The following is a 17,346-nucleotide window of genomic DNA, read 5'->3' on the forward strand; positions in this document are numbered from 1 at the left end:
CCAGAAACGAAGGAATCTCATGTCTCGTAAATCGTTGACCTCGGTCGTCGCCGCGTTCGCCGCCGCGCTTCTGCTCGCCGGCTGTGGGACGTCGGCTGCAACCGACAGCACCGCGGAGATCGACCCGCAGGTACCCCTGCGTTATGCCACGACATACGGTGCGTCGTCCTTCGATCCGCACAAGACTCGGATCACCAGCGATTCGACCATGCTGAATCTCGTCTACGACCGTTTGGTGCATCGCGACCGGAACGCCGATCCGGTGCCCGGACTCGCCGAATCCTGGGAGTTCTCCGAGGACGGATCCACGCTGACCCTGAAGCTGCGTCAGGGCGTGACCTTCTCGGACGGCACACCGCTCGATGCGCCTGCCGTGGTGGCGAATCTCCGTCGCGCGCTGGAACCCGACTCGATCACGGCCGCGATGCTCGCCGGCGTCGAATCGGTCGAGGCGTCCGACGCACACACCGTGGTGCTCCGACTGAACGGACCGGGCGGACAGCTCGTGCTCACGCTGTCGGACCTGCCGGGAATGATCGTCAACCCCAACGCTTTCGGAAGCCCGGACAAGAATGCGGCGCTCGTACTCCAACCGGCGGGAGCCGGCCGGTACACGGTGACCGAATCCCAGCCGGGGGCTCAGTACAGTTTCGTCGCCCGCGACGACTACTGGGATCAGGAAGCGTTGCAGGCAGAGCACTTCGAGTGGGTCGTCATGACCGATCCGCAGACCCGTGTGAATGCCGTCGCCTCCGACCAGCTCGACGCGGCGATGGCGACGCCGATGTCGCTCGACCCTGCCGAGCAGCAGGGACTGCAGACGAATGTGCAGACCAGCCTCAACAACTACGTTCTCAACCTGAATCGGACCCGGAGCGAGTTCGGCAAGCTCGAAGTGCGTCAGGCCCTGGCCCATGCCGTGGACCGGGAGTCGGTGGTGGAGACCGCACTCGAAGGGCACGGTGAACCCGCGAGCCAGAACTTCCCCGCGGGATATTTCGCCCACAACGACGACCTCGACGATCAGTACGCATTCGACCCCGACAAGGCGAAGCACCTGCTCGACACCGCGGGTGTCCCGAACGGATTCTCCTTCGTGGCGGGTGTGTCCAACCTTCCCGAGAACCAGATGATCGGGCAGATCCTGCAGGAGCAACTCGCACGGGTCGGAATCACCATGGAGATCCGCTCCATGACGCCGACGGACCTCAACCCCGCCTTCAACCGGGGAGAGCTCGATGCCATCCTCACCACGCTCGTCGGCCGCGCCGATCCCTCCCTGCTGCTGACCTCGTTCTACGGTCAGGATTCCCCTCAGAACCCGTCCCACGATGCGATCCCCGGTTTCCGGGAGGCCATGGAAGCGGCCAACCGCGCCACCGACCCCGCAGAACGCGCGGTGCGCCTCGGTGAAGTGAACGCCGTGGTGATGAACTATGCGGCAATGCTGCCGATCGCGTTCGCCGAGTTGGGTGCCGTCGCCTCGGACAGGCTGGTGGGTTACGAACCCAACCGGGTGGTCGACGAGTGGCGTGGTGTCGGCGTGGCCGCCCCCTGACAGGCAGTCGCACGGTCTCATGACCGTGATCGTCACGGATCCGTGAAACCACAGGGAGTGCAGAATGTTTCGGATTATCGGTCAGCGCCTGCTGGCGATCGTCCCGCTGTTGATGATCGCCACCGCCATCACATTCGGTCTGATCTTCCTGATCCCCGGCGATCCGGCACACCGGATCGCCGGGGAGTCGGCGACGCCTCAGCAGATCGAGGCGGTCCGCGAGGAACTCGGCCTCGACCAGCCGGTCCTCGTGCAGTACTTCGATTTCCTGTTCGGAGTCGTTCGCGGCGACCTCGGTACGAGCTTCACCTATCAGGCGCCCGTGCTGGACATGATCGTCGACCGCCTGCCGGTGACGTTCTCGCTGGCGATGGTGGCCGTGGTCGTGGCGCTGCTCGTCGGGATCCCGGCCGGCATCGTCGGGGGCAGCCGGCCCGGTAGCTGGCAGGATCGTGCCACCGGCGTGGGATCGACGCTCGGAGTCGCCACGCCGAACTTCGTCCTGGGTCTGCTCCTCGTGCTCGTCTTCTCGCTGACCCTGCGCGTCCTGCCGGCCACCGGCTACACCCCCCTCGCCAAGGGAGTGTGGCCGTGGCTCAGTCACCTGTTGCTGCCTGCCGTCGCACTGGGACTGGCCGCGGCGGCCGAGATCGCCCGCCAGTTGCGCGGCTCCATGATCGAGGTGATGCAGCAGGACTACGTCCGCACCGCCACCGCCAAGGGCCTGAGCCGGCGCAGCGTCCTGTGGAAGCATGCCCTGAAGAACGCCTTCATCCCGACGGCAACGGTCCTGGGCATGCAGATCGCCTTCCTGCTCGGTGGCACGGCCGTCATCGAATCCGTCTTCGGACTGAAAGGCCTCGGAGATTTCGCGGTGCAGGCGGTGCTTTCCGGCGACCTGCCCGCGATCCAGGGAGTCGTGATCTTCGGCGTCTTCGCCACCGTGATCATGAGCCTGCTCGTCGACATCTCCTACGGCTACCTCAATCCGAGAACAAGGAGCGCCGCATGAGCGACCACACCGTCTCCACGCCGGTGGAGAACACGACCGTGGCCACCGGCGAATCTCCACGCCGCAGATTCCTGCGGCGGTTCCGGAATCGTCCCGGAGCCGTCGTGGCGGCCGTCTTCCTCCTGCTGATCGCCGTCCTCGGATTGCTCGCCCCGCTGATCGCACCGTACGACCCGATCGTCCAGGACCTGACCGCGCGTCGCCTGCCTCCGCTGTCGGACGGATACCTGCTCGGTACGGACAATCTGGGTCGAGACACACTGTCCCGGTTGCTGTACGGTGCGCGCGTCGCGGTCTCCGCCGCGATCATCTCGGTGTCCGTCGGACTGCTCATCGGGGTCGTGCCCGCCCTGATGGCGGGCTTTCTCGGCGGCTGGTGGGACACGATCCTCTCCCGTGTCGCCGATGCCTTCCTGAGCTTCCCGCCGCTGCTGCTGGCGATGGCCATCGTCGGCGTGATGGGTACCAATCTCACCAATGCGATGATCGCGATCGGAATCGTGTTCGGCCCCAGATTCTTCCGCGTGGTACGTGGAGCCGTCATCGGAGTACGCGAGAGCACCTTCATCGAGGCCTCGCGCAGTATCGGAACCCCGACCACACGGATCGTTCGTATGCATGTCCTTCCGCACACGTTGTCTCCGTTGATCGTTCAGATCAGCTTGGCGTGCGGTTTCGCTCTGCTCGCAGAGTCGTCACTCAGCTTCCTGGGATTGGGTGTCCAGCCACCGGAGGCGAGCTGGGGCCGCATGCTCGCGGAGGGGCGTGAAGCATGGAACTACACGGCCTGGCCGGTGGTGATTCCCGCCCTGACGATTATCCTGGCCGTACTGGCCTGCAACACCCTCGGCGACGGAATCCGTGATTCGGTGGGCCGCGAGAACCGGAGCGAACGATGACCGAACCATTGCTGCGCGTCGACGGCCTCGGAGTCGAATTCGCGACCGGTTCCGGCTGGACATCGGTCCTGCAGGACGTCTCCTTCGATGTGGCGGCCGGTGAACTCGTCGGTCTCGTCGGCGAATCCGGCTCGGGGAAATCCGTCACCTGCTCGTCGGTCCTCCGATTGTTGCCGGCGAACCAGTCCCGCACCGTCTCCGGAAACATCCGGTTCCGTGGGCGCGACCTGCTGGCGATGCCGGACCGCGAACTCGCCGACGTGCGCGGCAACGACATCGCGATGATCTTCCAGGAACCGATGACGAGCCTGAACCCGGTCTTCACGGTCGGCGACCAGATCTCCGAGGTGGTGCGGCGGCACCGACGCGTGAACCGGAAGGCCGCGCTGGCGCGCGCCGTCGAGGTACTCGACCTCGTCGGGATTCCGAATGCGGCCCGCCGGGTACGTCAGTACCCGCACGAGTTCTCCGGGGGCATGCGACAGCGGGTCATGATCGCGATGGCGCTCGCGTGCGAACCGTCCCTCCTCATCGCCGACGAGCCCACCACCGCGCTCGACGTCACGATCCAGGCTCAGGTGCTGGACCTGATCCGGGACATGGCCGAGCGGTTCGACATGGGTGTGTTGTTCGTGACCCACGATCTCGGGGTGGTGGCCGACCTGTGCACGGAGGTGGTCGTCATGTACGCCGGGCAGGTGGTCGAGAAGGCCCGCACCGAGGAACTCTTCGCAGCTCCGAAACATCCGTACACCCAAGGCCTGTTGCGGTCGGTTCCGACCATCGACGGTCGCAGCGACCTGCACACCATTCCCGGCTCCCCGCCCGCACCCGGCACGATGCCGGCGGGTTGCCGCTTCGGGCCGCGCTGCGCGCACCATCTCGACGAATGCGACACGGTGATACCGCTTCATGCGCTGGGGAACGAGCGCGTCTCGCGTTGCGCACGGGTGAACGATCTGATGCTGGAGGGAAACCGATGACCGCCGAACTCGTCGACATCGAGACCAGGCAGCCACTGCTGACGGTTCGTGGGCTGCGCGTGGAGTTCCCCGTCGGGGGGCGGATGTCGCGTCGCAAGCAGGTGGTGCGTGCCGTGGACGAGGTCGACTTCGACATCTTCCCCGGCGAGACGTTCGCTCTGGTCGGTGAATCGGGTTCGGGCAAGTCGACGACGGCTCGGGGAATCCTGCGACTCGTCGATGTCGCCGAGGGTTCGGTGGTGCTCGACGGTGTCGACGTGACCGCGCTGGACAGAAGCGAACTGCGCAGCGCGAGACGTCATATGCAGATGGTGTTCCAGGACCCGTATTCGTCGTTGGATCCGTCGCACACCGTCGGGGATGCGATCGCCGAACCCCTGCAGGTGCATACCGATCTCACCGAGGACGAACGCCGGCGCAAGGTCGGCCGGTTGCTCGAACAGGTCGGATTGCGCGCCGAGCACGCCGACCGGTATCCGTACGAGTTCTCCGGTGGGCAACGTCAGCGCATCGCGATCGCGCGGGCCATCGCGGTGGAACCGAAACTGGTGGTCGCGGACGAGGCCGTCAGCGCACTCGATGTCTCGACGCAGAACCAGGTCATCGCTCTGCTCGAGCAGCTTTCCGCGGAGCTGGGCATCGCCTACCTGTTCATTGCGCACGATCTGGCGGTGGTGCGTCACATCGCCCACACCACGGCCGTGATGTATCTGGGACGGATCGTCGAGTGGGGACCGACGGAGCGCCTGTTCACCGAACCGGCCCATCCCTACACGCAGGCTCTGCTGTCCGCGGTCCCCGTTCCGGATCCGGCGCGCCAGCGCCGCCGCGAACGCATCCGTCTGGACGGGGAGCTGCCCGATCCGGCGAACCCGCCGACCGGTTGCGCGTTCAGCACTCGCTGCCCGCTGGTCATGCCGGTGTGCCGGGAGGTGCGACCTGCGGTCACCGAAGTGGCAGGTGGCGGCCGGGTGGCCTGCCACCTGCACACATCAGAACAGCGGCCCGCCCCCGAAGATCTCCCGGTGTGAAGCGGGTTGGTTGCCTCCGACATCGACGATGCCGTAATCGAGGGCGGCCTCGGCGGTGACGAGGGTGCGGCCGCTGCGTGCGTTCACCTCGGGATCGGTTGTGAGAGCGACGATCACCCGCCCGATGAACTCGGGGGTTTCGGCATCGGCCAACGAGAAGCCCTCGAAGTTGTCGATGCCACGGGCGAGCATGGCTTCGTTCTTCACCAGGCCCGGCCACAGCGACAGGGTGGTGACCCCCGTTCCGCGGAGTTCGACGGCCATGTCGGCGGCCATCTTGTCCAGGCCGGCCTTCGACATGCCGTAGAGAACCGAGTGCAGATAACCGCGCGTACCGAACGACGAGATGTTGACGATCATCCCGTCGCCGCGCGGCACCATCAGCTGTGCGGCTTCGACGGAGGCCACATAGTGTGCGCGGAGCCCGACGTCGATCAGGCTGTCCCAGTCGCTGATCGGACGCTTCCAGAACGGTTCGGAGAACCCCGCGAAGCCCGGCGGTGACGCCCACACGTTGTTGACGAGCAGATCGAGCCGGGAGTCCTGTTCGTCGGCGATCCGGCGGAACAGGTCGTGGATCTGCGCGTCGTCGCGGTGATCGCACTGCACCGCGATGCCTCGTCCGCCGCGGGCGGTGATCTCCGCCGCGGTGTGGTCGAGCGGACCGTCGACGTCGACCGGGCCACGGGCGGTGACGTAGACGGTCCAACCGTCGGAACCGAGAGCGCACGCGATGCCCTTGCCGACACTGCGACTCGCGCCGGTGATCAGCGCCACCTTTGCTTCTGCCATCACTGCACCACTTCCACGTCGTCGGTGAGGGCCCGCTGGATCGACCACAGGACCTTCACGTGGCAGCGGGAGATCTTCCATGTGCCGTTCTCGACCACGTAGTCGTCGTCGTAGTCGAGCGCGGTGACCCGTTCGGTGCGGGCGCGCAGATCCACTTGCCGGAACCGCAGCGTCCAGGCGCCGGTGGCGGTACCGGGTCCGGTGAGGTGGATGCTCGGATGCATGCCGTGATGCATGTCGAGCACGACGTAACGGTCGTCGAGCCGTTCGAGGGCGATGCGTGAGTAGATGTCGATCAGGGCGTCGGCGTCGTCGAAGCTGCCCAGCGCGGGTCCGTAGTAGATGTCGGCGCGCCCTGCGACGAAGCATCCGCGCATCGCTTCCGGGTCCTTGGCGTCGCACGCCCGGAAGTAGCGATGCTTGAGCATCCTGATCTCTTCGAGGGCTTCGAGCCGGGCCAGCCTTTGCTCGACGGTGTCCATCGGTGTGCCTTCCGGTCGGGAACGAGCAGTGCCACGGACCCTAGCCCGCAACCGGGTGGTCACAGGAGGCGTGTTCCCGTTGACCGGACGGCCTGATATCTCAGCCCTTCAGCTTCCATTCCGCGAGATCGACTGCGGTGGATATCGCTTCGAGCAGCACCGCCATGCGTTCGGCCGGGCCGGGTGCGGCGAGCACTGCATAACGGTCCGCTTCCCCCATCGGCACGTACCGGGCGAGGGCGAACAGTCGCGCGCCGGGATCGTCCGGCAGCTCGGTGGTGGCGGGAGGTAGCGGGGCCCGGCCGTCGGTGAGGCGATCGAGTACCCCGTACAGCCGGCCCATCGGTCCGGTGATCGCGGCGAAATCCACCGGCCCCGAATCGGTGTCGGGCCAGGGCTCCACCTCCGCGCGCGGGTAGGGATCGTCGGGAAGCCATCGGGTGACGCGAATGCGTTCCTCTGCAATGCATTCGAGTTCACGACGACCTGCACCGACCTCGTCGTCGACCACGATCCGTGCGACGGTACCGACATCGTGTCGCTGTTCGCCTCCGCCCACCTCGTGTCCCCGGGCGATGAGGACGACACCGAAGCGAGGGCCGTCCGGCGAGGCCGCGCAGTCCTGGACGAGTTGCAGATATCTCGGTTCGAAGATGCGTAGCGGCAGGTCGGATCCGGGGAGCAGGGCGGTGCCGAGCGGGAACATGGGAAGTATCGGCATCAGGGCATCCTCAGGCGCGGGGTCGGGGGAGCGGGAACGGTTTCGTCGCGAGCGATCTCGGTGAGCAGATGATCGGCCCAGCTCGAGAGACCGTCGATGTCGAGCCGGTACGGCGGTTCGTCCTCGTAGTGCCGCACCCGGGCCTGCCCCTGCTTCAACAGTGACGCGGCCCCCGTCGGGTTGCCCCGGAGCAGATGGGTCAAACCGACGGCGAGCTGGGCGAGACCCTGCCAGAGGGGACGTTCTTCGGGCGGTGCCTTCTTCCACATCGCCTCGAAGACCTCGTGCGCGTGGAAAGGGAAACCGTGATCGAGGAGACGCTGACCTTCGGCGATGGTCTCCTCGACATCGAGGTCGATATCGTCGGGAATGCGTTCGACGCCTTCTTCGCCCGGCGGCAGCGGGCGCCCCAGGGCGTCGCGCGGACGCGCGTTCTGCGGCCTGCCGTCGGGTGTGCGGTCCCGGTCCGTCATGTCGCCAGCCTAGACGACAGGCCTGTTCGGTGAGGGGTCCGAACGACGCTCAGTACGGCCGGAGGACGCCGTTCCGACCTTCGGGGGACAGCCTGGACAGTTGCGTCGACAGTTCCCGGACGAATGCGTCGACGGTGCCCGGGGCGACACGGAGATCGGTACCGGGGTGGAAGAGATACCGGCCGTCGTCCACGACGTCGAACCAGCCGATGTCGGCGACGGGTGTGTACCCCGGATGCGCGTACCGCAGGATGCGGATGCTGCCGGTGGCCGAGCGTTCGCGACGCAGCAACCGGCGCAACGACTCTGCGTGCGTGCCACTCGCCGGACGGCGGACTGCTCCGGCTTCGGATGGTTCGAGCACCTCGCGGCTCGGCGCGGTGCGTGCCGGTTCGCGGCCCGCGGCCACGACCGGCAGTTCCCCGACGATCGCGCCCGCGAGGTCGGTGGTCGTGGTGATGCGGATATCGCCTGCGACGGGAGCCTGACGGGCGAGGACGGCCTGCTCGCCGGTCGCGGCGGCGCGGACGAAGACCTCGCATGCCGGATCCGTCGAACGACCGTAGACCTCCACCGCAATCCGGCCGGTCAGCAGGATGCGCATCGCGTCGTCGAGGGCAGGGTCGGGTGTCTCGTTCCGCCACGCTCGGGCGGCCTGCAGGTTCGCGGCGTGCTCGTCCTCCCACAGGACCGAGGTTCGGTAGCGCAGCGGGAAGGGGAACTCGTCGCCGCCCGCGGCGGTCCAGGAGGCCAGGAATCGGTCGGGTGTGAGGTGCCGGTCCACAGCCTCAGGCCCCCAGAACCGGCGGGGCGGTGTCGGGCAACGACCCGATCAGTTCGTTCCCGTTGTCGCTGGTGACGAGATAACTCGCCACGCGTTTGTCCTGCTCGTCGCCGCGGGACGAGGCGGGCGGGACCATTCCCGGCATCATCCCGAACGGGCGAGCGCCTGCGCCACGGGTCGCGGCAGCACCGGGTTGACCGGCCACACCGCCGGTGGGTGCGGCTCCCGCGACGAGCGGGGAGGGACCGGCCGTAGGTGACGCCCCGCCGGCCGAGCCGCCACCCGGTAGACCACCCCCGACACCTCCACCCGCCCCGGCGGACGGAGAACCGTACGAGTGACCTGTCGGGTTTCCTGGGGCGCCGCTCGCAGTCGGGGAGGTGGCCGCAGGAGTGGTCGCCGCAGGATCGTTCGAACCTGCTCCACCGGCGGAATCGGAGTTGTTCGCGCGTGCGTCCGGGTCTTCTCCGGGAGTCTCCGCGGGCGTACGGTTCTCCGCCTCCGCAGGTGCCGGCCCGTCCGGACCTCCTCCGTTCCCACTCGGGGCCCCCGCCGCGCCACCCGCCGCCTGGGTGCCGCCGATCGCCGACGTGCCGTAGCTCTGGGGAACGAAGCCCTCGTTTGCTCGACTCGTGGTGGCGGCATACGGCGAGGGCAGTACCGGGACCGCCGAGCCGGAATCGCGGTAGTACGGCTTGTAGAGCGCCTCCATCACCCGCACGGCCTGGGCGCGAGCGGCCTCCTCCTGCCGGGCCGCGGCGGCACCCGCGACGGGATCGAGCGCGTACAGGAGCGACGACGTGTTCGCCGAGGGCGGGGGGACGGACGATCGCACCCGCTCACCGACGTCGGCGGCGATGCGGAGCTTCTCGGACGTCGCGCGTGCGGCATCGGACAGTTGCTGTGCGGATTCGCCGAATCGCACGGTCGCGTCCATGGCAGCGTCGGCCGCCGCACCCTCCCAGTGCTGGGAGACGAGCTTGCGGATCATCAGCGTGCCCCACGCGACCGTGAGACTGAAACCCTTTCCGAGCTCGGCCCATTCGGTGGCCAGGGTGGTCATCGCGACGGGGTTGATGCTCTGGGACAACCGGTGGATGTCGGCGTGCTCCATGCCGTGGAAGTTCTCGAACGCCGCGATGTACTCGGGATCGACGCCCACGTCGATGCGTGCGGCCAGTGTGTCGTAATTGGACTGCCGGCGGGCGACGGAATCGGGGGCCGGGGCGTCGACCCCGAGCGACACCGACAGTCGGTCGACGACGTTGTCATTGATGGACATGGACGACAGCTCCCCTCAGATGCTCTCGCGTCTCGAGGAGCCGACGGCGGCGCGATATCCCCCTGCCCACGTAGATCCCCCCGATCCGATGGTGGCGACGATGCTAACGCACGGCACCCACCAGGCGCAGGGCAGGATCGGCATACGGGGCGCTGATCATCGCAGCGTCGTCGTAACGGCCCGAGGGCCTCGGATCCGCCGACGACATCGTCCCATGCATCGCTCACGAAGGTCTTCCGCTCCTGTCCGGCTGCTGTTGACAAGCCCGCTACGGCATCGCACGATAAGCAAGCGCTTAGAAGTAAGCCAGTGCTTATCGACTTGGTAACGGTGGGTGCGACGCGGAGTCCTCTCCGCGCTGCAGCGTTCGCGGCAGCATAGGATCCGCCGAGGAGAAGAATAGGATCTGGCTCTGAAATGCAGTGTTGTTCAACAAAATTGGATACAGGCTGTTTGGTGGATGAGATGACCGTCGGCTGTACAGTTCCTGTAGGCCCCGTCACAGCGAGGAGATGACGTATGTCCGTGCTCGACCGCTTCCGTCTCGACGGCCGCGTTGCCGTCGTCACCGGTGCCTCTTCGGGCCTCGGTGTCGCGTTCGCCCGAGGGCTGGCCGAGGCGGGAGCCGACGTCGTGCTCGCCGCACGCCGGGTCGACCGACTCGAGAAGACCGCCGAGCTGGTCCGCGAAGCCGGACGGCAGGCCGTCACGGTCGAGACCGACATCGCCGATCCCGAACAGGCCCAGCGCATGGTCGATCAGGCCGTCGAACAGCTCGGTCGGGTCGACATCCTCATCAACAATGCGGGGATCGGCACGGCCGTCCCCGCCACCAAGGAGACCCCCGAGCAGTTCCGGCAGGTCATCGACATCAATCTCAACGGATCGTATTGGGCGGCACAGGCCGTCGCCCGGGTGATGCAACCCGGTGGCGCGATCGTCAACATCTCGTCGGTTCTCGGTCTCACCACGGCAGGTCTGCCGCAGGCCGCGTACTCGGCCAGCAAGGCGGGCGTCATCGGCCTCACGCGCGACCTGGCGCAGCAGTGGGGAGCGAGGAAGGGGATCCGCGTCAACGCCATCGCGCCGGGCTTCTTCCGCACCGAGATGACCGACGAGTACCAGCCCGGATACCTCGATTCCATGAAGCAGCGGATCATTCTCGGCCGGACGGGGGATGCCGAGGAGATCGCAGCTACCGCCGTGTGGTTGGCGTCCGACGCCGCCGCTTACGTCACCGGTCAGACCATCGCCGTGGACGGCGGACTCACCATCACCTGACGGCACCACCCATCCCTACGGAGGAACGCTATGAGCACACAACCCCGCACTGCCATCGTCACCGGAGCCGCACGCGGTATCGGCGCAGCCGTCGCGAAGCGTCTCGCCGGCGACGGGTACCGGGTCGCCGTCCTCGACCTCGACGAATCCGCCTGTGAAGACACCGTTTCGGCCATCGAGTCCGCCGGGGGCAAGGCGCTCGCCGTGGGAGCCGACGTCTCCGACGAGAAGTCCGTCGCCGCTGCCGTCGAGAAGGTCGCCACCGAACTCGGCGAACCCACCGTCCTGATCAACAATGCCGGCATCACCCGCGACAACCTGCTGTTCAAGATGACCGTCGACGACTGGGACGCCGTCATGAACGTGCACCTGCGTGGCGCCTTCCTCATGACGCGTGCCGTCCAGGGCTACATGGTCGACGCCAAGTTCGGCCGCATCGTCAACCTCTCGAGCACGTCGGCCCTCGGTAACCGCGGCCAGGTCAACTACTCCGCAGCCAAGGCCGGCATGCAGGGTTTCACCAAGACCCTCGCGATCGAGCTGGGCAAGTTCGGTGTCACCGCCAACGCCATCGCGCCGGGCTTCATCGCCACCGAGATGACCGCCGCGACCGCCGAGCGTCTCGGCGTGTCGTTCGACGACTTCAAGTCGAACGTCGCGGCCGACATCCCGGTCGGCCGCATCGGCGAGGTCGACGACATCGCCCACACCGCATCGTTCCTCGCGTCCGAGGGCGCGGGCTTCGTGTCCGGTCAGGTCATCTACGTGGCCGGTGGCCCGAAGGCCTGATCCACTTCCGTACCTCCGCGGCGCCGCGTCCCATCCGGGACTGCGGCGCCGCGGTCGTTTTCAGCGGATCGGACGGAACTTGTCGGTCGCCCCGGCTAGCCTTCCGGCATGAGCGAGAAGGTCAAGGGACCCGAGTCGTATTTCCCGTCGATCGAGCAGAAGTACGGGCGCCCGATCGAGGAGTGGAAGACCATGATCCGCGCGTCGGATCTCGGCAAGCACATGGAGCTGGTGAACTGGCTCGAAGAGGACCACGGGATGGGCCACGGGCACGCCAACGCTCTCGTCGCGCACACTCTGAAGGAACAGAGGCCCGACTGACGAGAGCGTCCGTCTACGGCAACCGTGGGGGTGGCGTGCGGTAGGTCGCGGGGGTGGCGCTGAGCCGGATCGGGTTGGCGATCTGGCGCAGCGGAGCGTCCCGCTCGGGATCGTCGATCGACACCACCGGCGACAGGCCGAGTCGTTCGGCGAGCGCGACCGCGTCGGCGATGTCGTTGAGCGGACCACACGGCACTCGGGCGGCGGTCAGTGCGTCGAACCACACGTCGGCCGTCTCGGCCGAGAGCAACTCGTCGACGATCTTCGTCAATTCCTCTCGGTTCGCTACGCGGGCGGTGTTGGTGGTGAACCGGTCGTCGGAGGCGAGTTCCGGAGCTCCGAGGACCTCGGCCAGCGAAGCGAACTGACGATCGTTGCCGACGGCGAGGACGAACGGCCGGTCGGCGGTGTGGAACACCTCGTAGGGCGCGATGCTCGGATGACGATTGCCCATGGCCTTCGGCACCACACCCGCCGCGACGTAGCCGGACGACTGGTTCGCCAGCGCCGACAGCAGGGACGACAGCAGGTTCACCTCGACCCGCTGTCCTTCCCCGGTGCGGTCGCGGTGCCGCAGTGCGGCGAGAATGCCCACCGCAGCGTGCATTCCGGTGATGACGTCGACGACGGCGACACCGACCTTCGTGGGTGTCGCCGGGTCGGGTCCGGTGATGCTCATCAAGCCGCCGACGGCCTGGATGAGCAGGTCGTAACCGGGCAGATCGTTGTGTCCGCCGAAGCCGGTGATCGACGCGTAGACGATGCCGGGGTTGAGTTCCCGGACCTGCTCGTAGCCGAGTCCGAGCCGGGTCATCGTGCCGGGCAGGAAGTTCTCGACGACGACGTCGGCACGGAGCACGAGATCCCGGGCCTGGTGGAGTCCGCCTTCGGTGGTCAGATCGATGGCCACCGACTTCTTGTTGCGGTTGACGCCGAGGAAGTAGGTGGACTCCTCGCCCACCCAGGGCGGACCCCAGTGCCGGGTGTCGTCCCCGAAGCCGGGGCGTTCGATTTTGACGACCTCTGCCCCGAGGTCGCCGAGCAGCATGGTGGCGTACGGGCCGGCGAGCACGCGACCGAAGTCGGCGATCACCAGCCCCTCGAGCGCACCGGGAACGGCGGTCACCGGAAGGCCGCCTCACCGGTCAGCGCCTTGCCGATGGTCAGCTGGTGGACCTCGGAGGTGCCCTCGTAGGTCAGCACCGATTCGAGATTGTTGGCGTGACGGATGACGGGGTACTCGAGCGTGATTCCGTTGGCGCCGAGGATGGTCCGGCACTCGCGGGCGATGGCGATGGCCTCGCGCACGTTGTTGAGCTTGCCGAGGCTGACCTGCTCCGGGGCGATCTCGCCGCGGTCCTTGATGCGGCCGAGGTGGTAGGCGAGCAGGTGGCCCTTGCCGACCTCGAGCGCCATGTCGGCGATCTTGGCCTGGGTGAGCTGGTAGCCGGCGAGCGGCTTGTCGAACACCTCGCGCGACCGGGCGTAGTCGATCGCGGTCTCCAGGCAATCGCGGGCCGCGCCGATCGCACCGAAGACGATACCGAAGCGGGCCTCGCCGAGCGAGGTGAGTGGTCCGCGCAGCCCCTCGGCCTTCGGCATCATCGCCGAGGCGGGCAGACGCACGTCGTCGAGGACGAGCTCCGAGGTGACCGAGGCGCGCAGCGACAGCTTGGCGTGGATCTCCGGTGCGGAGAAGCCGGGGGTATCGGTGGGGACGACGAAGCCGCGGATGCCCTTGGCGCCTTCTTCGAGGTCGGTCTGTGCCCAGACGACGGCGACGTCGGCGATCGAGCCGTTGGTGATCCACATCTTGGTGCCGTTGAGGATCCAGTCGTCACCGTCGCGCTTGGCGTTGGTGCGCATCCCGGCAGGGTTGGAGCCGAAGTCGGGTTCGGTCAGACCGAAGCAGCCGATGGCCTCGCCGGCGGCCATGCGAGGGAGCCATTCCTGCTTCTGCTCCTCGCTGCCCCAGTGGTGGATGGAGAACATCGCCAGCGAGCCCTGCACGGAGACGAGGCTGCGGATGCCGGAGTCGACGGCCTCGAGCTCGAGGCAGGCCAGGCCGTAAGCGGTGGCGCTCATGCCGGCGCAACCGTAACCGTCGAGGTGCATGCCCAGCACGCCCAGCTGCCCGAGCTCCTTGGCGAGTTCGCGGGCCGGGAGCTTCGCTTCCTCGAACCACTGGGCCACGTGAGGGCGGATGCGCTCGTTGCCGAACTTGCGGACGGTGTCGCGGATGTCGATCTCCTCCTGCTCGAGGAGGGAGTCGAGGGCGAAGAGCTGGGGCAGCGACTGAGCGTGGGACATGGCTTTCTCCGGTGGTCGAGGAAACGTTTGTCAGAACGATTGCGAGAACGTTTGCACGAACGATTGCATGGCATACGCTAAGGGCATGTTCCGGGCTCGTCAACCCGGAACGCGAACTCGATGCGAGACAAGCAGGAGAGCCGAATGCCCCGTCCCGACCGCGCCCCGACGCTCAAGGAGATCGCCGAGCGCGCCGGCGTCCACGTCTCGACGGCCTCTCGGGTGCTGCGCCAACCCGAACCGGTCGACGGCTGGTCGGACTCGGCCCTGCGGGTGCGGGAGGTCGCGGCCGAACTGGGATATCGACCCAATTTGTGGGCGGCGAGCCTGCGCACCCGCAAGACGACGACCCTCGGTGTCGTCATGCCGCGACTCACCGACGGGGTGGTCGCCACGACCTACCAGGGCATCGAGGAGGCCGCCACGAAGGCGGGTTACTCGGTACTGCTGTCGAGCCCTCCCGACGACCTCGACGCACAGCGTCGGGCAATCGCGCTGCTCGTGGGCCGGCAGGTCGACGGCCTGCTGCTGAGCAGCCTGCACCTTCCGGGCCGCGCGTTCGTCGAGTCGCTGGCACTCGGGTCGCTGCCGATTCTCGCGGTCACCCGGCACGCCGACGCAGGGTTGCCGTTCGTGGTGGGCGACGACTACCGGGGTGGGGCACTGGCCGCCCGGCACCTGCTCGACCGCGGCTACGACGACCTGGCGATCATCGCCGGTCCCGACCACGCCAGCACCGCCCGCGACCGTCGCGACGGCTTCGTCGACACCGTGAAGGACGCCTCGGTGTCGCTTCCGCCCGAGCGGGTCGTGCGGTCGAGCTTCGATGTCGCCGGAGGCGTGGAGGCCGCGCGTGCGCTGCTGGATCGCCCCGATCGCCCCCGTGCGATCTTCGCGGTCAGCGACACCATCGCGATCGGCATCCTCGGCGTCGCCCGCGACCTGGGTCTGTCCATCCCCGGCGATCTCGTCGTGGTCGGTTACAACGACATCCCCGTCGTCGCACAGTTGCCGGTTCCGCTCACCACGGTCCGTTCACCCGCGCACGATATCGGAGTGACCGCCATCGAGCGTCTGCTCGAACTCGTGCGCACCGGAGAAACGGAATCGATGAAGCTGCCCGTCGAACTCGTCGCCCGCGGATCGAGCTGAGCGACCTCACCCGTTGCCGTTACCGCGGCCGCTGTTCCCGTTTCCATTGCCGTTGTTGCCGTTGTTGCCGTTGTTGTTCCCGTTGTTCCCCTGGGAATTGCCGTTCCCGTTGTTGTTTCCGGGTCCGCTGTTCCCGCGGGACTCCGGTCCGGACCTCGTGGGTACGGAATCGGTCGGTGGTGCGACGGGGACGGTCTCCGGGACGGGCACGATCGGAGTCTCGACTGCGGTGCTCGCCGGAACGACCCCGGAGTCGGTGGGCTGGGGGATCTCGGTCGTCGCCGGTATCCGTCGAGGAAGCGACGCGGAGGTGCCCGAAGTGGCGGTCTCCGGAGTTGCGGCAGGCGGGGAGGCGGAATCCCGTCCGAATCCCAGCGCGAGGCCGCCCACGGTGAGCGCTCCGACCAGCGTCAGTCCCGTCGCGAGGAGAACTCCACGAGGACGATCCGTGGATCTGTGTGCGGTGGTTGTCGGGCCGGCTACGGATCCTGCCGGCAGGCGGGACGTCGCGGCAGGGTATTCGCTGGAATTCCTCAGCGCCGAGAGCATCTCGCGTGCAGTGCGGAATCGGTCGGAAGGCTCACGTGCCATGGCCCGCTCGATCACCGCGACGAGTCCCGGATGGACATCCGGACGGAGCTCGGGCAGTGGCTGCGGTAGGTCGTGTGTGATGGCCCGTGCCAGCGCGAGGATGTTGTCCTCGGCGAACGGCCTCCGCCCGCACAGGGATTCGTAACCGACGATCCCCACCGCGTACAGATCGTCCGTCACGGACGCGGCATGTCCGGTGATGCGGTCCGGGCTCAGGTAGGCGACGGTCCCCACGAGTTCACCGGTGCGGGTGAGGTCGTCGCCGACGCTCTTGGCGATGCCGAAGTCGGCGACCTTGATCTCGCCGTTCTCTGTGATGAGCACGTTCGCCGGCTTGATGTCCCGATGGAGGATCCCTGCGTCGTGTGCGGCGACGAGAGCCTCGAGAATGCTGACGAGCACGGTGCGTACCCGATCGCCGGGCAGGGGTCCGCGAGAGATGTCGTCGGCGAGGGTGCGGCCGGGGAGCCGTTCCATAACGATGTAGGGACGTCCGTCGTGTTCGCCTGTGTCGTACACGGCGACGATGCGAGGGTGGTTCAGGGCCGCAGCCGCCCGGGCCTCGACCTCGAAACGTCGTCGTACGTCCGGTCTGCTGCCGAACTCCCGTCCGAGCAGTTTGACCGCGACGGGCCGGTGGAGGCGAGTGTCCCAACCGTCGTGGATCTCGCCGCTCCCGCCCACGCCGAGTAGGCCGCTCAGCTCGTAGCGGCCGTCGAGAACTTTGTGGGCGGTCACAGGTGGACGGTAGCCGTTCGAACAGGAAGGTAAACAAAATGTGCTGGTGGGGCGAGGTGCATCCGCGCTTCATCCGGGATCTTCACCCGCTGCTCGTAACGTGTTTGTAATTCGTGCCGATCTCAAGCCGGGAGAACATGCTGTCGG

Annotated in this window: 18 protein-coding genes; 9 read left to right on the plus strand and 9 right to left on the minus strand. The window is 67.3% G+C overall.

Going from position 1 to position 17,346, the window contains the following annotated elements; all coding sequences use genetic code 11:
- Nucleotides 1-19 precede the first annotated feature (19 nt).
- The 5 genes from A8G18_RS01615 (at nt 20) to A8G18_RS01635 (ending at nt 5,483) form a co-directional block, all read left to right on the plus strand.
- Entirely contained in the window at nt 20-1,558 is a 1,539-nt protein-coding gene (locus tag A8G18_RS01615; RefSeq protein WP_064062474.1) for an ABC transporter substrate-binding protein, read from the plus strand.
- Nucleotides 1,559-1,622: 64 nt separating this feature from the next.
- A complete protein-coding gene (locus tag A8G18_RS01620) occupies nt 1,623-2,570 on the plus strand; it encodes an ABC transporter permease (RefSeq protein ID WP_016931573.1) in 948 nt (315 codons plus the stop codon).
- Nucleotides 2,567-3,469, plus strand: coding sequence for an ABC transporter permease (locus A8G18_RS01625; protein ID WP_084421346.1), 903 nt, complete (start codon nt 2,567-2,569; stop codon nt 3,467-3,469). Before A8G18_RS01620 ends, A8G18_RS01625 begins: the two co-directional genes overlap by 4 nt.
- Entirely contained in the window at nt 3,466-4,452 is a 987-nt protein-coding gene (locus A8G18_RS01630) for an ABC transporter ATP-binding protein (protein WP_064062475.1), read from the plus strand. Before A8G18_RS01625 ends, A8G18_RS01630 begins: the two co-directional genes overlap by 4 nt.
- A complete protein-coding gene (locus A8G18_RS01635) occupies nt 4,449-5,483 on the plus strand; it encodes an ABC transporter ATP-binding protein (protein WP_064062476.1) in 1,035 nt (344 codons plus the stop codon). Before A8G18_RS01630 ends, A8G18_RS01635 begins: the two co-directional genes overlap by 4 nt.
- On the opposite strand, the gene A8G18_RS01640 is transcribed toward A8G18_RS01635, so the two are convergent.
- The 6 genes from A8G18_RS01640 to A8G18_RS01665 form a co-directional block, all read right to left on the minus strand.
- Complete coding sequence (locus tag A8G18_RS01640) at nt 5,445-6,275, minus strand: SDR family NAD(P)-dependent oxidoreductase (protein ID WP_064062477.1); 831 nt, start codon at nt 6,273-6,275, stop codon at nt 5,445-5,447. The genes A8G18_RS01635 and A8G18_RS01640 overlap by 39 nt on opposite strands.
- Complete coding sequence (locus tag A8G18_RS01645) at nt 6,275-6,757, minus strand: nuclear transport factor 2 family protein (protein WP_064062478.1); 483 nt, start codon at nt 6,755-6,757, stop codon at nt 6,275-6,277. Before A8G18_RS01645 ends, A8G18_RS01640 begins: the two co-directional genes overlap by 1 nt.
- Before the next feature lie 100 nt (nt 6,758-6,857).
- Entirely contained in the window at nt 6,858-7,478 is a 621-nt protein-coding gene (locus A8G18_RS01650; protein ID WP_064062479.1) for an LON peptidase substrate-binding domain-containing protein, read from the minus strand.
- Entirely contained in the window at nt 7,478-7,951 is a 474-nt protein-coding gene (locus A8G18_RS01655) for a DUF309 domain-containing protein (RefSeq protein WP_064062480.1), read from the minus strand. Before A8G18_RS01655 ends, A8G18_RS01650 begins: the two co-directional genes overlap by 1 nt.
- Before the next feature lie 49 nt (nt 7,952-8,000).
- Complete coding sequence (locus A8G18_RS01660) at nt 8,001-8,735, minus strand: ESX secretion-associated protein EspG (RefSeq protein WP_064062481.1); 735 nt, start codon at nt 8,733-8,735, stop codon at nt 8,001-8,003.
- A 4-nt stretch (nt 8,736-8,739) separates the two neighbouring features.
- Nucleotides 8,740-10,017 carry a PPE domain-containing protein gene (locus A8G18_RS01665; RefSeq protein WP_064062482.1) on the minus strand — a complete coding sequence of 426 codons (1,278 nt, stop codon included), beginning with the start codon at nt 10,015-10,017 and terminating at the stop codon, nt 8,740-8,742.
- Between the two features lie 519 nt (nt 10,018-10,536).
- On the opposite strand from A8G18_RS01665, the gene A8G18_RS01670 reads away from it, so the two are divergent.
- The 3 genes from A8G18_RS01670 (at nt 10,537) to A8G18_RS01680 (ending at nt 12,408) form a co-directional block, all read left to right on the plus strand.
- Nucleotides 10,537-11,298, plus strand: coding sequence for an SDR family NAD(P)-dependent oxidoreductase (locus A8G18_RS01670; protein WP_016931583.1), 762 nt, complete (start codon nt 10,537-10,539; stop codon nt 11,296-11,298).
- A 30-nt stretch (nt 11,299-11,328) separates the two neighbouring features.
- On the plus strand, nt 11,329-12,087 hold the full coding sequence (gene fabG / locus A8G18_RS01675) for a 3-oxoacyl-ACP reductase FabG (RefSeq protein ID WP_064062483.1): 759 nt from the start codon (nt 11,329-11,331) through the stop codon (nt 12,085-12,087).
- Between the two features lie 108 nt (nt 12,088-12,195).
- Nucleotides 12,196-12,408, plus strand: coding sequence for a DUF4287 domain-containing protein (locus tag A8G18_RS01680; protein ID WP_064062484.1), 213 nt, complete (start codon nt 12,196-12,198; stop codon nt 12,406-12,408).
- Between the two features lie 13 nt (nt 12,409-12,421).
- Here A8G18_RS01680 and A8G18_RS01685 read toward each other — a convergent pair whose 3' ends face one another.
- Both A8G18_RS01685 and A8G18_RS01690 read right to left on the minus strand, forming a co-directional pair.
- Complete coding sequence (locus A8G18_RS01685; RefSeq protein ID WP_064062485.1) at nt 12,422-13,534, minus strand: CaiB/BaiF CoA transferase family protein; 1,113 nt, start codon at nt 13,532-13,534, stop codon at nt 12,422-12,424.
- Nucleotides 13,531-14,718 carry an acyl-CoA dehydrogenase family protein gene (locus A8G18_RS01690; protein ID WP_064062486.1) on the minus strand — a complete coding sequence of 396 codons (1,188 nt, stop codon included), beginning with the start codon at nt 14,716-14,718 and terminating at the stop codon, nt 13,531-13,533. Before A8G18_RS01690 ends, A8G18_RS01685 begins: the two co-directional genes overlap by 4 nt.
- Nucleotides 14,719-14,862: 144 nt before the next feature.
- Here A8G18_RS01690 and A8G18_RS01695 point away from each other — a divergent pair, with 144 nt between their 5' ends.
- The gene (locus A8G18_RS01695) at nt 14,863-15,870 is read left to right on the plus strand and encodes a LacI family DNA-binding transcriptional regulator (RefSeq protein WP_425337682.1); all 1,008 of its coding nucleotides are present in this window, start codon (nt 14,863-14,865) and stop codon (nt 15,868-15,870) included.
- 6 nt (nt 15,871-15,876) lie between these two features.
- On the opposite strand, the gene A8G18_RS01700 is transcribed toward A8G18_RS01695, so the two are convergent.
- Complete coding sequence (locus tag A8G18_RS01700) at nt 15,877-17,199, minus strand: serine/threonine protein kinase (protein ID WP_064062488.1); 1,323 nt, start codon at nt 17,197-17,199, stop codon at nt 15,877-15,879.
- Nucleotides 17,200-17,346 lie beyond the last annotated feature (147 nt).

The organism is Rhodococcus gordoniae (genome assembly GCF_001646655.1).
Lineage (GTDB): Bacteria > Actinomycetota > Actinomycetes > Mycobacteriales > Mycobacteriaceae > Rhodococcus > Rhodococcus gordoniae.

Excerpts from the sequence above, each read along its gene's own strand:
- A8G18_RS01615 (WP_064062474.1), top strand. The coding sequence starts at position 20 with ATGTCTCGTAAATCGTTGACCTCGGTCGTCGCCGCGTTCGCCGCCGCG.
- A8G18_RS01620 (WP_016931573.1), top strand. The coding sequence starts at position 1,623 with ATGTTTCGGATTATCGGTCAGCGCCTGCTGGCGATCGTCCCGCTGTTG.
- A8G18_RS01625 (WP_084421346.1), top strand. The coding sequence starts at position 2,567 with ATGAGCGACCACACCGTCTCCACGCCGGTGGAGAACACGACCGTGGCC.
- A8G18_RS01630 (WP_064062475.1), top strand. The coding sequence starts at position 3,466 with ATGACCGAACCATTGCTGCGCGTCGACGGCCTCGGAGTCGAATTCGCG.
- A8G18_RS01635 (WP_064062476.1), top strand. The coding sequence starts at position 4,449 with ATGACCGCCGAACTCGTCGACATCGAGACCAGGCAGCCACTGCTGACG.
- A8G18_RS01640 (WP_064062477.1), bottom strand. The coding sequence starts at position 6,275 with ATGGCAGAAGCAAAGGTGGCGCTGATCACCGGCGCGAGTCGCAGTGTC.
- A8G18_RS01645 (WP_064062478.1), bottom strand. The coding sequence starts at position 6,757 with ATGGACACCGTCGAGCAAAGGCTGGCCCGGCTCGAAGCCCTCGAAGAG.
- A8G18_RS01650 (WP_064062479.1), bottom strand. The coding sequence starts at position 7,478 with ATGCCGATACTTCCCATGTTCCCGCTCGGCACCGCCCTGCTCCCCGGA.
- A8G18_RS01655 (WP_064062480.1), bottom strand. The coding sequence starts at position 7,951 with ATGACGGACCGGGACCGCACACCCGACGGCAGGCCGCAGAACGCGCGT.
- A8G18_RS01665 (WP_064062482.1), bottom strand. The coding sequence starts at position 10,017 with ATGTCCATCAATGACAACGTCGTCGACCGACTGTCGGTGTCGCTCGGG.
- A8G18_RS01670 (WP_016931583.1), top strand. The coding sequence starts at position 10,537 with ATGTCCGTGCTCGACCGCTTCCGTCTCGACGGCCGCGTTGCCGTCGTC.
- fabG (WP_064062483.1), top strand. The coding sequence starts at position 11,329 with ATGAGCACACAACCCCGCACTGCCATCGTCACCGGAGCCGCACGCGGT.
- A8G18_RS01680 (WP_064062484.1), top strand. The coding sequence starts at position 12,196 with ATGAGCGAGAAGGTCAAGGGACCCGAGTCGTATTTCCCGTCGATCGAG.
- A8G18_RS01690 (WP_064062486.1), bottom strand. The coding sequence starts at position 14,718 with ATGTCCCACGCTCAGTCGCTGCCCCAGCTCTTCGCCCTCGACTCCCTC.
- A8G18_RS01695 (WP_425337682.1), top strand. The coding sequence starts at position 14,863 with ATGCCCCGTCCCGACCGCGCCCCGACGCTCAAGGAGATCGCCGAGCGC.